Consider the following 14831-nt stretch of genomic DNA (forward strand, 5'->3'; position numbering starts at 1 on the left):
TGTTTGGCTTCTTAGTGAATGTAAAATAAATATGCGCATTGTGGATATAATATAACATTACCATTAAATGTGTCGATAAATTAATTCACTTTTTACGTCGTATAAATACATTATTTGTTAAATAATGCTCATGCAACTTTACTAAATACACTGCGTGATAGAACAATAAATGCAATTACCTCGCACTATAAAGACTCTGAACACTCATAACTTCATGGAAATAGATTACCCATCGTAATTCGATATTAGGCTGTGCCTGCTTATAAAACTACTTTTAAAGAAAATTTAAAATTTCGTAATCAATAGTAATTCTAACGATTAATAAAGGCTCTTAAATTTAAGGAGTAATAAGAGCCTTCTATTATTTTTTATTATCTCTCACCATTAGCACGAAAAGTATGTCCAAAAAATAAAGCATTGCTTAGTAGTCGGCTAGTACCATACCAATATCCTCTAAATACAGGGTCGTCGGTCATACCAATCACTGTGCCTCGTCCATATGAGTGCGCAATTAAGCCAGCACCACCAGCAACCTGCTCAACATTAACAGCATCGGTAAAACCCGCTAACAATGGCTTTTTAGTATACGTAAGTACATTTACAAACGGTGCGTCTGACGCTTCAAGTAGCCACGTGCTATTTTTAAATACGGGCAATGTATTGCGGTTAAGTGAAAATGTAAGTGGGTGTGTTAAGTCTACATTCGTATTAAAAATGGCACCTGCAATGCGCTGACGCCCTGCTAAATGATCTTTATCACCATAACTTAAACCTGTTGTATTAAATGCACTCGCTACATCTTGTCGTGATAGGTAGCTTGCTTTAAGTAGTTGCTGATCAGCTAAAAATTTAGCACCACCTTTATGACCCCAAATAACGCCGCCTTTTCTTACCCAGCTTTTAATTGCCACTTTGTCAGCGTCAGATAAGCTATTGTAATTGCCATGAGCAAGCACAATATGGCTGTAGTCACTTAACTCGAGTGAACTAAAGCGATTCATTTCAACAATTGTTGGCGCTACACCTACAAAGCGATCTAGGTAATACCACACTTCGCCTACTTCGTACTGGCTTGCGCCTTGCCCGCCAATAAGCAGTACTTTTGGAGCACTAACAACCGCCATTGATCGCGACCCTAAATCGGCTCCTTTGCTTGTTAAGCCTGATGTAATTGGTTTAATTGCAATGCCAAACTCATTTTGTGCTTTATTTAGCAAGGTAATCCAATCTGTATTTGTTTGTAGACCCGCCGGTATAATAATACTTCCAGGTTTAAAATTAATTTCTCCTGATGTTGATTTAGCCGTTAATGCTTTTAGCGCTACACGTGCTTTTATACCTTGCTGTAATAAGCTGTTTAACATTTTAGGTGCTAAATAATCATCCCACGAAAAACCAAATGCATAACCCTCTGTGAGTGAAGCAAATGATGGAGTTGCTACTTTTTCCCATGCTTTATCAGCAACCTTTAATCCCCAACTACTTTTAACTTTAGAAAATGGCAGATTAAACGCATGCGCTAATGTCCAGCCAGATACATCGTAAAAAGTATTATCAGCAAAGTTTTTTTGCTCACTAAAAATCGCTTTTACCAAACGATATTGCGGTTGTGCTAATGGTACAAAGTAACTATGCGTACTGAAATTTTTACCATCTGCTTTTAATGATTTAGTAAGTGGGTAAGCGTTAATTTGATGCTGCTTTAATAATTCTAAAAAGTACTCAATACGGGTGTTGTCGCTTGCACCTTCAACAACATAACCTTCAAAGCTTTCATCGCTGGCTAAATCAGTAGCCTGATTATAAAATTTAGCTTGGTAATCCAATAACGCTTGGCGGTTATCAACTGCTGCCTTAAAGGTAGATAAACTCGTTAACAGTTGATTTTTAATAGTGAAGGGAAAGCTCAAAGGTCCATTTATGGTTTCTTGAATATGTCCGCGAGAACTTGCTTGTTCAAATAAAATGCCTATGCCGCCATTTACATCTGGGTAAGTTGAGCCTTTTCCATAGTAAAAATCGTCAAAGCTTTCTTCTGTAAAATAAAGTGCATTGTTTTCATCTAAGGTTTTTGCATGATAGTTGGCAATTGCCTTTGTTAAGGTAACATTTTCATCAGGTGTTATAGGGTGCTTACGACTTGGAATACCTGGTTGAAAAAAGTAACTGCTGTTTGGACCCATCTCATGAAAGTCAGTTAAAATATTTGGTTTCCACTGATGAAATTTAGCAATACGTGCACGCGATTCAGGATGCTGTAGCAGTAGCCAATCGCGATTTAAATCAAACCAATAGTGGTTAGTACGGCTGCTAGGCCAGTTTTCAACATGCTCACGGGTTTTAGGGTCACTTGATAAGTTCATTCCACGGTTACTGTTTGCCCAATTAGCAAAGCGCGCCAAGCCATCTGGATTAAGTGATGGGTCGAGTAAAATAACCGTGTTATTTAACAGATTATTTATTTCATCGCCTTGAGCTGCAGCTAAATAATAAGCCACCAGCAATGATGAGTTACTACCTGATGATTCATTACCATGAACGCTATAACCCATCCACACAACAGCGGGTTCATCTTGGGCTTTGTCATTATTATTACTTAAACGTGCCAGATGAGCTTGGCGTGTTTGTTCTATGTTTGATAGCTTATTAGCCGCAGTAATTGTTAGCATTACAAGCGGGCGCTGTTCATGCGTGCGACCAATCACTTCAAAATTTATACGGTCACTTTTTTGCGCAAGTATTTCCATATAACGTACGAGCTGATCGTGCCTCACATGCCACTCTCCTACTTGATAACCAAGTACTTCTTCGGGAGTTGGAATTGTGGGATCAAACTTTACATCTTGCTCAAAATAATACGAAAGTGGTTTAGCTACACTTGAAAAGCTAAGCAATACCACCATTAATGTTAATACCAAACGCATATAAATTACTCAAAAAATGTTCGTTGTTTGCACGCTACCATTGCTTAAAATAGATGCCAACTTTTTACGCTCAACACTAGCCGCAACACGATGAGCGGAGTATGATACGCAGTATCCGAGTAATTTAGTCAAGTATAGATGGTTTTATGATTTCTATTTCCGAAACAGCGCAAGCGCATTTTGCTAAACTATTAGCAGATCAATCACAACAAACTAATATCCGTGTGTTTGTTGTAAACCCTGGTTCATCACAAGCGGAATGTGGTGTGTCTTATTGTCCAGAAGACGCTGTAGAAGCGAGCGATATTCGCCTAAACTTTAACGGTTTTGATGCCGTTGTAGATGCAGAAAGTGCTCCATTTTTAGAAGAAGCTGAAATCGATTTTGTTACCGACAAAATGGGTACTCAGTTAACGCTAAAAGCACCTAATGCAAAGGCGCGTAAAATAGGTAACGATGCATCGCTAAACGAGCGTGTACAGCACATGCTAGAAACCGAAGTAAATCCACAACTTGCTAACCACGGTGGTCAAGTAAGCCTTGTTGAAATTACAGCTGCAGGTATTGCTATACTTCAGTTTGGTGGTGGTTGTAACGGTTGCTCTATGATCGACGTAACGCTAAAAGAAGGCATTGAAAAAGAAATGATAGCGAAGTTTGAAGAAATCACCGGTGTTGCTGATATTACAGAACACGAAGCGGGCGATCATTCTTACTATTAAGCCTTATAAATGTTAAAGCCAATTATCTACCGTTTAGGAAGTAACCCTAAACTGAGTTTAAAGCGCTTTTTTCGCGGTCTAGCACTGTTTGTGCTAGCCGTGATATTTATATCTATTGGGTACTACACCCATTACAGTTTGCAAATTATTGGTGTTGTGATTTTAGTTCCTGCTCTGTTTTTTGCAGCTTGGGGTTACAGCGGCATCTTTGCAAATCGATTTTCACAAGTTATTAAAGGTATAGGTCCAAAAAATCACGATCCCGATTTATGGAAGTAACCTACTAAACGTATTTAATCTAGTAGCTGATTATTTACTTTTAACTTTTGGTACTTAAAAATTAACGTCACGCCTCGCATCAACATAAAGCAACTCATGGCAAGCCATAGTCCATTATTTTCCCACTGATGAAACACCAAAAACACACCAAAAAAACCAACAATCGCCGAAAGTAGCATACTGTTACGCATATCTTTTGCGCGAGTTAGTCCAACAAATACACCATCAAACAAAAAACAACTCATAGCAAGTAACGGTAATACAATTATCCAAGGTAAATATAATGTAGCTTCGTTAATAACCTCAGGTACATTAGTTAAAAGTGTAATTATATAGCGCCCAAATATTGCAAAAAATAGGCTATATACTAAACCAAATAACATTCCCCAAAACACACTTATTTTCACCCAAAGCTCTATATTAGTTACGCTTTTCTGTCCTTTAGCGTGCCCTACCTTTGCCTCTGACGCATAGGCAATACCATCTAGTGCGAAGCTCACTAACATTAAAAAATTTAATAATACTGCATTAGCCGCTAACGTAGTTTCGCCAATACGTGCACCATAAAATGTCATAAAACTAAAGCATAATTGCAATATTAAAGAGCGAATAAAAATATCGCGATTCAAGCTCAATAAAGCAGACATTTTTTTAAGGCTAAACCAGTTAGGTACGCTTAATTCTATCCCTTGTTTTTTAGCTAATTTAACCACTAAAAAAAGTGCAAACACTAAAGCTGTATAATCCGCAATAAGTGACGCCCAAGCCGCGCCAGCAACCGCCCAATCAAGATAAACAACAAAGTAAATATCGAGCACTATATTTACAATATTGGTCACTAATAATAAATAAAAGGGGCCTCGTCCGTAGTGCACTCCTAGCATCCAACCAAGCAACACTAAATTACATAAAGCTGCTGGAGCACTAAAAATACGAATACTAAAATACTGATACGCTTGAGTAAGTACATCACTATTTGCAGCAGATAAAAATGCAATAGCGTGCTTTATTAAAGGAGATAAAGCGATAAGTAATACGGCAACAATGCTTGCAAGTAATAAACTACGTTTAAGTAAAGCGGCTAATTGGGTTAGATCGTTTTTTCCATAAGCCTGAGCAACCATCCCGGTTGTGCTCATTCTTAAAAATCCAGCTAACCAAAATAAAATAGAAATAACAGCAGAGCCCAGCGCAATACCCGCTAAATAATGAGCGCTCCCTAAGTGGCCAATTACAGCTGTATCAACAATTCCTAACAAAGGCACAGTAATATTTGATAGTATCATCGGACCGGCTAACAACAGCAGGCTTTTATGGTGCGCCTTATTATGTATAAAAAATTGTTTCATTTAGTATTATTTACCCTCATTAGCATATCTTTACGTGCTCAAGCAGCCGTCATCTTACAGTATCATCATGTTAGTGAAACCCTACCTGCGGTCACAAGCATCAGTGCAGATGCCTTCACCAAGCATTTAAGTTATTTAAAAGAGCATAATTTTAACGTTATTCCACTAAATGAGTTAATTTCGGCTTTGCAGCAAGGGCAAACCTTACCTGAGAAAACTGTCGCCATCACCTTTGATGATGGTTATAACAATAATTATGATCAAGCAGCGCCAATTTTAGAAAAGTTTGGCTACCCGTACACTATTTTTGTAAACCCTAAATTAATAGACGAAGGTATGAGCTATGTAATGGGGTGGGATAAACTCAAAGAACTCGCTAAAAAAGGGGTGATAATTGCAAACCACAGTGCTCAGCATGACTACTTACACATTAAGCTTGATAACGAAACAGATGCGCAATGGCAAGAGCGTATTAAGCAAGACATACTCGATTCACAAAAACGTATAAAAGAAGAAATAGGACAAGATTACAAATATTTAGCTTACCCTTATGGCGAGTTTAATAACGAACTTCAAGCATTAGTAACACAGCTTGGTTTTGTTGGTATTGGTCAACACTCAGGGGCTGTGAATAAAGACTCTAACTTTAGCCGTTTACCGCGTTTTCCTGCATCCGGTTTTTATAGCAAATTAGATACATTAACCACTAAACTAAACTCTCACGCTTTTAATATTGCAAAGCTTACTTACATAGACAGCGTTACTACACAAAACCCACCAAAATTAACTATTGAGTTTAAAATGGGTGATTTTCATAAAACACAATTTGCTTGTTATGTTTCAAGCGTTGGGCAGGCAAATTTAACGTGGATAAATGAAAATACAGTTGAAGTAACTTCACCTAAAGCACTTCATAAAGGCCGCTCTCGCTTTAACTGTACTGCACCCTCAATCGAGAAGCCGAGTAGCTATTATTGGTTCTCGCAACCTTGGGTTATTCAATAAACGACGTACAAACTATTTTTTTATTGCCTGATTTAATAGTCGCTGGGTTACTTTCTCCAGCGACACAACTTCATTAGCGGCATTTAACTCTATAGCCGCTTTTGGCATACCCCAAACAACTGACGAAAACTCATCTTGTGCTATGGTATAAGCACCGTTTTGCTTTAATGCTAGTAGCCCCTTAGCGCCATCACTTCCCATACCAGTAAGTATTGCTGCAATTACATTTTTAGCACCCGTTTCAATTAATGAATTGAATAACACATCTACAGCAGGTTTATGCCTATTAACTAGCTCGCCATCATCAAGCTGGCAATACAAGCTTATGCCTTGCTTTTTAATACTTAAATGAAGCCCTCCTGGTGCGATATAAGCCCAACCAGCACGAAGTTTATCGCCATGCTCTGCTTCTTTAACATTTATTGTACATATACGATTCATTCGCTCAGCAAATGAAGTACTAAATACCGGAGGAATATGCTGAGTAATGACTATTGGTGGGCAATTCTCAGGCATTGTAACTAACACCTCTTTAATAGCCTCTGTGCCACCTGTTGAGGCGCCAATAGCAATAACTTTATTAAGTAAAAACTGGAGGCTTGGTAATAATGGCTCTTTAACTACAGCAGCTTTTTTAAAGCTTCTTACTCTTGCATTAGCAGCAACTCGTACTTTTTGTTGTACTAAATAAGCATACTGGCTAAATTTTTCTTTTATATTTGTGGTGGGTTTTGCAATAAAATCTATAGCCCCTAGCTCTAAAGCCTCTAATGTAATTGGTGAGCCTTTTTGAGTTAGAGTCGAAATCATTACCACTGGCATTGGTCTTAAACGCATTAGATTTTTTAAAAAACTTATTCCATCCATTTTCGGCATCTCTACATCCAATGTAAGTACATTTGGATTGAGTCTTTTTATCATTTCGCGAGCTTCGAAAGGATCCTCTACGCTACCAACCACAGTAATATCTTCTGCTTGTTGTAGTATTTCTGTTAGTAGCCTTCTAATTAGAGGCGAATCATCAATTATTAATACTTTAATCATGTCCGCATTCCTAAAACAGTTCAATATCAGTCGTTACTTCTTGTTTGTTAAGGTTTTGTAAATAACGAGCCTCACGTTTTTCAATCGTACTGTTGTGCAAACTCTTTAGTTTTTTCATTTGAACTTTTCCTGTATGGGGATGAAAAAAAATTTTTCGTGGCCAGTGCCCTCCCATATCATGCGCAACTAAGTTTAATGCTTCTTCTTTAATATAGGCATTTGCAAAACTAATGTTACCCAGCCCAATATCGCTCATCGCACTAATTATTTTGCCACCACCGAACAGTTTTATTTTTAAATTATCACGAGAAGCCCCATTTTTAAGTACTTCATTAATTAAATACTCCATAGCCCAATTACCATATCGGCAACTCAGACTGTGTGCGTTGTTAGATTCAAATCCTTTTTGTATTGGCAACATAAAGTGATTAATGCCGCCTATACCTAACTTGTCATCATAGACACATGCTGAAATACACGAACCAAGTACAGTAGAAATAAGTTCATCATTCTTAGAAACATAAAATTCGCCAGGTAACACTTTCGCAATGACACTCTCACGACTCGAATCCCAGTATCGCTTAACGTGTTCAAAACCTGCGAGGACAGGTTTAAACTGCGTGTACATTATCTGTTTTTCGATACATAGTTTTTCCTAAATTTTTAAACTGACTATGCTCTTTACCCATAGTTTCTGAGTGACCTAAAAATAGGTACCCTCGCTCATTCAATATATTGCCATACCTCTTAAAAAGCTGATCCTTCGTTTCTTTATCAAAATAAATTACGACGTTACGACATAAAATCAGATCAAACTTTCCTTTCATTGGCCATTCTTGTAATAAATTTAAACGCTTAAATGATATGAATTCTTGCAACTTAGGTTTTACTTTATAGCTTTCTCCATCCTTACTTTTTAAAAACCACCGTTTTAGCTGTTTGCTATTAAGCCCGTTAACATTAGCCGCCGTATAAATACCATTTTGAGCCTTAGTTAATACATTTGAATCTAAGTCAGTAGCTAAAATTTTTACATCCCAATCACTTGGAAATAGCTCCTGTAATGTCATCGCTAAGCTATAGGGCTCTTCACCTGTAGAGCAGCCTGCTGACCAAATTCGTATACGTTTACTTTGCTTATTTGCCTTTAAAAGTGTCGGAGCTAGCTGGGCTTTAATAAATTCAAAATGATGATTCTCACGAAAAAAAGACGTCAAATTAGTCGTAATCGAATTTATAAAAGCATCAAACTCTCGATCCTTATGCTCTTTTAAATACTCTAAATACGTTTTAAAATCTGCTAGCTTCAGCTCTCTAATTCGCCTTGCTAGTCGCGAGTAAACCATTTCTCGCTTATGCTCACCTAATACAATGCCGCATGCGTTATAAACTAAACTCGCAATTTCTTTAAAATCTTTATCGGTAAATAAAAACGCTTTCATTATTGGCTCTTAATTAAATTCAAAGAGTAATACCTCGCTGTGCTTAATTTGTAGCGAGTATTTTAGAAAAAATTAAAACAAAAATGCTTTAAAACTCTTCCCATTCATCTGCAGAGTCAACAAAGTTGTCACCTCTTGTTTTAGTTTTATTACGGGTATAACTGCTCTGTGGCTTATGAGACAACTCAGGGGTGCGCATCGTCGGTGAAAACATTTCTACATCTTGCGGCCCTAACGAAAAAAAGTGTAGCAATCTACGCATTTCATTAGCTTGTTCCGCCATTGACTCTCCCGCAGCAGATGCTTGCTCGACTAAAGCTGCATTTTGCTGGGTCATTTCATCCATTTGTGAAATTGCTTTGTTTACTTGTTCAATACCCGCACTTTGCTCTTCAGATGCTTCGGTAATATCAGAAATCATTTGTGCCACTCTTTGTACCGATACAACAATTTCCTTTAACGTATCGCCTGATTCATTTACCAACAATGATCCATCGGCAACCTTACCTACACTATCTCTTATTAGATCTTTAATTTCTTTAGCTGCACCTGCAGAGCGTTGTGCTAAGTTACGAACCTCACCTGCCACTACGGCAAAGCCTCTGCCCTGTTCACCAGCTCTTGCTGCTTCTACAGCTGCATTTAATGCTAATAAATTAGTCTGGAATGCTATTTCGTCAATGACACCTATAATGTCTGCAATTTTTTTGCTCGACTCATTAATAGCCGACATACTTATCACTGCTCTATTAACAACTTCACCACTTTTAATCGCTTTTTCACAGGTTTCTTCCGCTAAATTGTTTGCCACTTTAGCGTTATCTGCATTTTGACGAACTGTGCTAGTCATTTCCTCCATACTTGAAGCTGTTTCTTCAAGTGACGAAGCTTGCTCTTCTGTGCGCTGGCTTAAATCGGTATTGCCTTGAGATATTTCCTCAGCACCACTTGCAACTAGCATAGCCGATGAATTTATACGGTTTATTACTTCGGTTAACTTATCTGCCGTTGCGTTAGCATCACGTTTTAGCTTATCAAATGAGCCTTTATAATCATTTTCTATACGTTTTGATAAATCTCCATTTGCCATTGCATCAAGCATATTCGCGGTATCGGCAACTGCATCATCTACAATTTCAACTAGGCTATTTAACCCTTGCGCCAAACGTAAGAAAAACCCGCTTTTGCCCTCTTCAATAACTCTTATCTCAAGCTCGCCATTTCCAGCAGAACTAACCAACTCCGCAATTTCTTTCTCAATAGCAACTTCAGCCGTCCTATCTTCCCACTCAACAATTGTGCCCAACTTTTTGCCCTCTTGGCTAATCCAAGGTGAAGTTATTAAATTAAAAGTAACTCCCGCTAAAAGTAGTTCTGCTTTGTGTGATTCATTTAGGTTTTTTAATATATCTCTTTGATGTGCAAGGTGTTGATAAAAATCATCAACACATGTCCCAATTAAATTATCGACAGAAAAGCCTGGCAACACCGTTTGCAGCTCTTTTTCACGTACTCTAAACATTTGCTGCACACGGTCGTTCACAAATACAATATTAAGGTCTTCATCTGCAATCATCACATTTGCTTGGCATACCTTTAATGCATTAGCCAAATCAGCTGCTTTTCGAGAGATTTTTTCAAGCTCTTTTTGTGCACTAATATCAGATGCATATTTAATCACTTTAAACGGTTTCCCGTTCATATCATAAATTGGGTTATAAGATGCTTGAATCCAAACTTCTTGCCCTTGCTTACCTATTCGTAAATACTCGCCTGAATCAAATTCACCACGACTAAGTTTGCCCCAAAACTCTTTATATTCATTGCTAACTGCATAATCTGGCTCAACAAACAATCTATGGTGCTGCCCTTTAATCTCACTTAACTGATAACCAAGTGCATTTAAAAAGTTATCATTGGCATCAATAATAGTGCCGTCTAAATTAAACTCTATAACAGCTTGCGATTTACTTATTGCATTAATTTGCCCCGAAGCCTCTGCTGCACTGAGCTTTTGTTCTGTAATGTCGGTAGCAAATTTAATAACTTTTAAAACTTGCCCCTGATCGTCAACAATTGGATTATATGTAGCTTGTATCCATACTTCTTTTCCACTTTTACCAAAGCGTTTAAATTCATTCGACATAAATTCGCCATTACGTAAACGCTGCCAAAAACTTTTATAGTCACTACCTTGCGCTTCATCAGTGTCAACAAACAAAGAGTGGTGCTGTCCTTGAACTTCTTCTAACTGGTATTCCATTACGCTAAGAAAGTTAGCATTAGCAGTAATTATTACGCCGTTTGGTTCAAACTCAATCACAGCTAATGATTTATTTAATGCATCGACAATTAAATCATTACTCGATTTTGACTGTTTTAGATTACTAAACCATCCCATGCTCATCACCACCTTTAAATTTATTTTTCATTGTTATATTTAGTTGTTCTATTCGCTAAATATCCATTGTTTTTTGTAAGTCGATCAATACAATCATTTTGTCGCCAACATTGACCAACCCAGATATATATTCGCAATTACTTGATTCAGATAAGCTAGGAACTGCTTTTGCGTCTTGCTCTGTAATGCTGTAAACGTCAGAAACAGCATCTACTGCAACTCCAATAATTTTACTCCCTTGTCCAAACTCTACTTTTACTACAATAACCACCGTTAATGGTCCGTAATCAAGTACAGGTAAACCAAAGCGCAAGCGTAAATCAATAATAGGTACTATTGTTCCACGTAAATTAATAACGCCTTTTACAAATTCAGGGGCATTAGGCAGCACTGTAATTTCTTCCCAGCTACGAATTTCTTGTACAGTTAAAATATCAATGCCGTATTCTTCATTAGCCATAATAAAAGTTAAAAATTGTTTTACACCCTGTTGTTGCTGAAGGTTTAACTGGTTGTTTAATTGGCTTTGTTCAAAACTCATAGCCCCTCCAAAACAACATTAGACTCAAATATTAATTCCTGAGTACCTGGCTTTTTCAAGCCAGAGAGCTTTACTAAGCCGCTAATATCAACAATAAGCGATACACGTCCATCACCTAAAATAGTGGCTCCCGATACACCATCAACTTTGTGATAGTTAGCCTCTAAACTTTTAATAACCACCTGTTGCTGAGAAAGTAAATCATCAACCAATAATCCAACCTTTTGATTATCAGCTTCAACGACTACAAGCAGAGTTTTATCTAGTGATTCAATTGCATTTTGATGATTAAAAATATCGTATAAACGCAAAATAGGAATATATTCATCTCGAAGCCTTAGTACATCTAAGTTTTGACCCACACGACTCACTTTTGTAATATCAATTTGCAGTGATTCAACAATCGAAATTAGCGGAATAATATAGGTATGCTGAGCCACTTTAACTAACTGGCCATCTAAAATGGCAAGTGTAAGCGGTAACCTAATCGTAAATGTTGAACCAACGCCAGGCGCTGAGGTTACTTCTACAGAGCCATTTAAAGATTGAATATTTCGCTTAACAACATCCATCCCTACACCACGACCAGATAAATCACTCACCTCATCAACAGTAGAAAAACCAGGCATAAAAATAAGTTCGTTTATTTCGTCATCAGTTAAATTTTCATCTTCTGAAATCAACTCATTCTCTATCGCTTTTTCTTTAATTTTTTTAGTATTTAATCCCTGCCCGTCATCCATAATTTCGATAACGATATTACCGCCTTGATGAAACGCATTTAGAGTGACAGTACCTACGGGGTCTTTTCCAACAAGTAGCCTTTGTTCAACTGTTTCTAAACCATGGTCAAGTGAATTTCTTACTAAATGAACCATAGGATCAGATATTTTTTCCATTACCGTTTTATCAAGTTCTGTTTGTTCACCAAGCAACTTAAGCTCAACCTGTTTATTTAATTTTTGGGCTATATCGCGTACTAATCGAGGAAACCTACTAAAAACAAAGTTGATAGGGAGCATGCGAATACGCATGACGTTTTCTTGTAAATCTCGTGTATTATGCGCAAGTTGCGCCAACCCTTCTTTTAAAGAGATAATAGTTGCAGGAGTGATCTCTTGCTCACTAAGCTGATTAAGCATTGCTTGGGTAATAACGAGTTCACCCACCATATTTATTAACGAATCAACTTTATCAATACCAACACGAATAGAGGTAGATTCAGGGGTGTTAGCAGGCTTCTTATCTTGGTTAGCTGTAGATTGCTTTGGTTGACTAAGTGATTCAGGATCTTTTATTAATTCTGGTGTTACCAACTCAACCTTTTTAGGTTTACTCTCATGATTAAACGATTTTTTTTCTTTGTTAACTAATAATTCTTTGCATAACTCAACCGCTATATCGGCATCACCTTCAACCCATTCAAATATTTCTTTTATCGCTTTTTCATCATGCTTAGTATTTAATAAAAAGCGCCAATGCAAAAAACATTCATCACTACTTAAATCTTTAATATCAGGCACTTCATCATAAAATGCGGTTGTTTCTAACTCGCCAAGTTCAGCAAGTTCATTAATCATATACAGCGGCTCATTACCTGTTTTAAATAAATGCTGATGAGGCTTAAAATCAATTCGATAAGTATTACTTCCCGACTTTTCCAATTCCTTTTTAATATCTAGTTCTGGGGTTTCACTTTTCATACCCAGCACTCGTTCAAATTCTATTCGCAATGAGGTAGCTTGTGTTAAATCTGGCTCTTGCTCTGCTTGCAATCCAGCCAATAAAGCGCGTAAACAATCTACCGCTTTAAGTAATAAATTAACGTGCTCTGTAGTTAGTTTTCGTTCACCTTGTCGTATTTGATCTAATAGCGTTTCAAGTACATGAGTAAAATCTGCAACCGCATTGAAACCAAAAGTACCACTACCTCCCTTAATAGAATGGGCAGCTCTAAAAATGGTGTTAATAGTTTCTAAGTCTTCCTCACCAGGGAGTAAGTTTAAAAGCTCAGCCTCCATGGTATCTAGGCCTTCAAAACTCTCTTCAAAGAAAACTTCAAAAAATTGACTTAAATCTATACTCACGCTGCGCTCCTAAATTACCGAATAACCTTTTTAATAACCGCTAATAATTGTTCAGGGTTAAATGGCTTTACAATCCAACCGGTTGCACCAGCAGCTTTGCCTTCTATTTTTTTGTCTAAACCAGACTCTGTTGTAAGCATTAGTAATGGAGTGAACTTATAACTTGGTAAACTTCTGAGCTCTCGTATTAATGTTATACCGTCCATTATTGGCATATTTACATCGGAAATTACGGCATCAAAACCTTGTTGTTTAGCAATAGCTAATGCTTCACTTCCATCTTTTGCTTCAGTTACATCAAACCCTGCGGTCTTCAAAGTAAAACTCACCATCTGACGCATTGATGCAGAGTCATCAACTGCTAAAATTCGTTTCATATAAACTCCTAATCTTTACTTTCAAGTATTAAATATTGATTTAAGCCAAGTTGATTAATTGCGTGTGTTAAAACATCACTTTTACCACTCCAAATTATTTTATGGTGAGTAGTAAGTAAGTGTTTTTGCAAGGCGCATAAAAGTTGAATTGAAGCAGTATCGGCAAAAATTACATCGCTAATATCAAGGCAGATATCATCTTTGCTATTGAGTTCTAGTAGTAAATTTTGATGTAGTATTTCAACTTGCGTAATAGCAAGTTCATTAGGAAGTTTTAGCATTTAGTAAGTGCATTCCCTGTCAATTCAATTCATAACAAAAGCTTAGCCCTAGTTATTGAAATTGCCATAAAATGCTTAATTAAATTTATTTTGCTGCTAAAAACAAAAAAGGAGCTTAGGGTCTGTTGACCTTTCAGGATTAGAATTTGTTTTATCTAGGGGCGATTCAATCGCGGCGCGAGGTTTGTAACCTAGTGGAATTGGTAACTGCTCCTGCGTTACTCTACTGGCTTACATCAATGTAAGCATAAGTAAAACCGAGCAAAGCTTCCGCGTCCTGCTCATGCCCCTTAACTAAATCCATGTAGACAACAAAGAGTTAATCGCTCCAAGGAGAACGCAAAGGGCTGCGTGTATTTGGTTTTTATGCGTTGTTTAG

General features: G+C 37.3%; 13 protein-coding genes. 3 read left to right on the forward strand and 10 right to left on the reverse strand.

Annotation, left to right across the window (positions count from 1 at the left end):
* Positions 1-371: 371 nt before the first annotated feature.
* Positions 372-2924: a M14 family zinc carboxypeptidase gene (locus tag GQR56_RS10980; protein ID WP_166111298.1), complete on the reverse strand. Its 2553-nt coding sequence runs from the start codon at positions 2922-2924 to the stop codon at positions 372-374.
* Positions 2925-3070: 146 nt separating this feature from the next.
* Between GQR56_RS10980 and nfuA the strand changes: the two genes are divergently transcribed.
* Together nfuA and GQR56_RS10990 are read left to right on the forward strand one after the other, a co-directional pair.
* Positions 3071-3646 (forward strand): Fe-S biogenesis protein NfuA, encoded by a 576-nt coding sequence (gene nfuA / locus GQR56_RS10985; protein WP_007584966.1) that lies wholly within the window; start codon positions 3071-3073, stop codon positions 3644-3646.
* Between the two features lie 9 nt (positions 3647-3655).
* The gene (locus GQR56_RS10990; protein WP_024610290.1) at positions 3656-3925 is read left to right on the forward strand and encodes a hypothetical protein; all 270 of its coding nucleotides are present in this window, start codon (positions 3656-3658) and stop codon (positions 3923-3925) included.
* Between the two features lie 14 nt (positions 3926-3939).
* On the opposite strand, the gene dinF is transcribed toward GQR56_RS10990, so the two are convergent.
* Entirely contained in the window at positions 3940-5274 is a 1335-nt protein-coding gene (dinF, locus tag GQR56_RS10995; protein ID WP_166111301.1) for an MATE family efflux transporter DinF, read from the reverse strand.
* Here dinF and GQR56_RS11000 point away from each other — a divergent pair.
* A complete protein-coding gene (locus GQR56_RS11000) occupies positions 5254-6279 on the forward strand; it encodes a polysaccharide deacetylase family protein (protein ID WP_166111304.1) in 1026 nt (341 codons plus the stop codon). The two genes, dinF and GQR56_RS11000, sit on opposite strands and share 21 nt — an antisense overlap.
* 12 nt (positions 6280-6291) lie before the next feature.
* On the opposite strand, the gene GQR56_RS11005 is transcribed toward GQR56_RS11000, so the two are convergent.
* The 8 genes from GQR56_RS11005 to GQR56_RS11040 all read right to left on the reverse strand — a co-directional run bounded on the left by GQR56_RS11005 (position 6292) and on the right by GQR56_RS11040 (position 14452).
* A complete protein-coding gene (locus GQR56_RS11005; RefSeq protein WP_166111307.1) occupies positions 6292-7323 on the reverse strand; it encodes a chemotaxis response regulator protein-glutamate methylesterase in 1032 nt (343 codons plus the stop codon).
* A 10-nt stretch (positions 7324-7333) separates the two neighbouring features.
* On the reverse strand, positions 7334-7951 hold the full coding sequence (cheD, locus tag GQR56_RS11010; RefSeq protein WP_166111310.1) for a chemoreceptor glutamine deamidase CheD: 618 nt from the start codon (positions 7949-7951) through the stop codon (positions 7334-7336).
* On the reverse strand, positions 7935-8765 hold the full coding sequence (locus GQR56_RS11015) for a protein-glutamate O-methyltransferase CheR (protein ID WP_166111313.1): 831 nt from the start codon (positions 8763-8765) through the stop codon (positions 7935-7937). Before GQR56_RS11015 ends, cheD begins: the two co-directional genes overlap by 17 nt.
* 88 nt (positions 8766-8853) lie before the next feature.
* Positions 8854-11166, reverse strand: a complete 2313-nt coding sequence (locus GQR56_RS11020) for a methyl-accepting chemotaxis protein (RefSeq protein ID WP_166111316.1) — start codon at positions 11164-11166, stop codon at positions 8854-8856.
* Positions 11167-11221: 55 nt separating this feature from the next.
* Positions 11222-11707, reverse strand: coding sequence for a chemotaxis protein CheW (locus GQR56_RS11025; protein WP_166111318.1), 486 nt, complete (start codon positions 11705-11707; stop codon positions 11222-11224).
* Positions 11704-13794 carry a chemotaxis protein CheA gene (locus GQR56_RS11030; protein WP_166111321.1) on the reverse strand — a complete coding sequence of 697 codons (2091 nt, stop codon included), beginning with the start codon at positions 13792-13794 and terminating at the stop codon, positions 11704-11706. Before GQR56_RS11030 ends, GQR56_RS11025 begins: the two co-directional genes overlap by 4 nt.
* A gap of 14 nt (positions 13795-13808) precedes the next feature.
* Positions 13809-14171, reverse strand: coding sequence for a response regulator (locus tag GQR56_RS11035; protein ID WP_024610299.1), 363 nt, complete (start codon positions 14169-14171; stop codon positions 13809-13811).
* Positions 14172-14179: 8 nt separating this feature from the next.
* Positions 14180-14452 carry an STAS domain-containing protein gene (locus GQR56_RS11040; RefSeq protein ID WP_166111324.1) on the reverse strand — a complete coding sequence of 91 codons (273 nt, stop codon included), beginning with the start codon at positions 14450-14452 and terminating at the stop codon, positions 14180-14182.
* Between the last annotated feature and the right edge of the window lie 379 nt (positions 14453-14831).

Origin of the sequence: Pseudoalteromonas sp. Z9A5, from assembly GCF_011378875.1 — a bacterium.
Classification (GTDB): Bacteria; Pseudomonadota; Gammaproteobacteria; order Enterobacterales; family Alteromonadaceae; genus Pseudoalteromonas.

Excerpts from the sequence above, each read along its gene's own strand:
- GQR56_RS10980 (WP_166111298.1), bottom strand. The coding sequence starts at position 2,924 with ATGCGTTTGGTATTAACATTAATGGTGGTATTGCTTAGCTTTTCAAGT.
- nfuA (WP_007584966.1), top strand. The coding sequence starts at position 3,071 with ATGATTTCTATTTCCGAAACAGCGCAAGCGCATTTTGCTAAACTATTA.
- GQR56_RS10990 (WP_024610290.1), top strand. The coding sequence starts at position 3,656 with ATGTTAAAGCCAATTATCTACCGTTTAGGAAGTAACCCTAAACTGAGT.
- GQR56_RS11000 (WP_166111304.1), top strand. The coding sequence starts at position 5,254 with ATGTATAAAAAATTGTTTCATTTAGTATTATTTACCCTCATTAGCATA.
- dinF (WP_166111301.1), bottom strand. The coding sequence starts at position 5,274 with ATGAAACAATTTTTTATACATAATAAGGCGCACCATAAAAGCCTGCTG.
- GQR56_RS11005 (WP_166111307.1), bottom strand. The coding sequence starts at position 7,323 with ATGATTAAAGTATTAATAATTGATGATTCGCCTCTAATTAGAAGGCTA.
- cheD (WP_166111310.1), bottom strand. The coding sequence starts at position 7,951 with ATGTACACGCAGTTTAAACCTGTCCTCGCAGGTTTTGAACACGTTAAG.
- GQR56_RS11015 (WP_166111313.1), bottom strand. The coding sequence starts at position 8,765 with ATGAAAGCGTTTTTATTTACCGATAAAGATTTTAAAGAAATTGCGAGT.
- GQR56_RS11020 (WP_166111316.1), bottom strand. The coding sequence starts at position 11,166 with ATGGGATGGTTTAGTAATCTAAAACAGTCAAAATCGAGTAATGATTTA.
- GQR56_RS11025 (WP_166111318.1), bottom strand. The coding sequence starts at position 11,707 with ATGAGTTTTGAACAAAGCCAATTAAACAACCAGTTAAACCTTCAGCAA.
- GQR56_RS11035 (WP_024610299.1), bottom strand. The coding sequence starts at position 14,171 with ATGAAACGAATTTTAGCAGTTGATGACTCTGCATCAATGCGTCAGATG.
- GQR56_RS11040 (WP_166111324.1), bottom strand. The coding sequence starts at position 14,452 with ATGCTAAAACTTCCTAATGAACTTGCTATTACGCAAGTTGAAATACTA.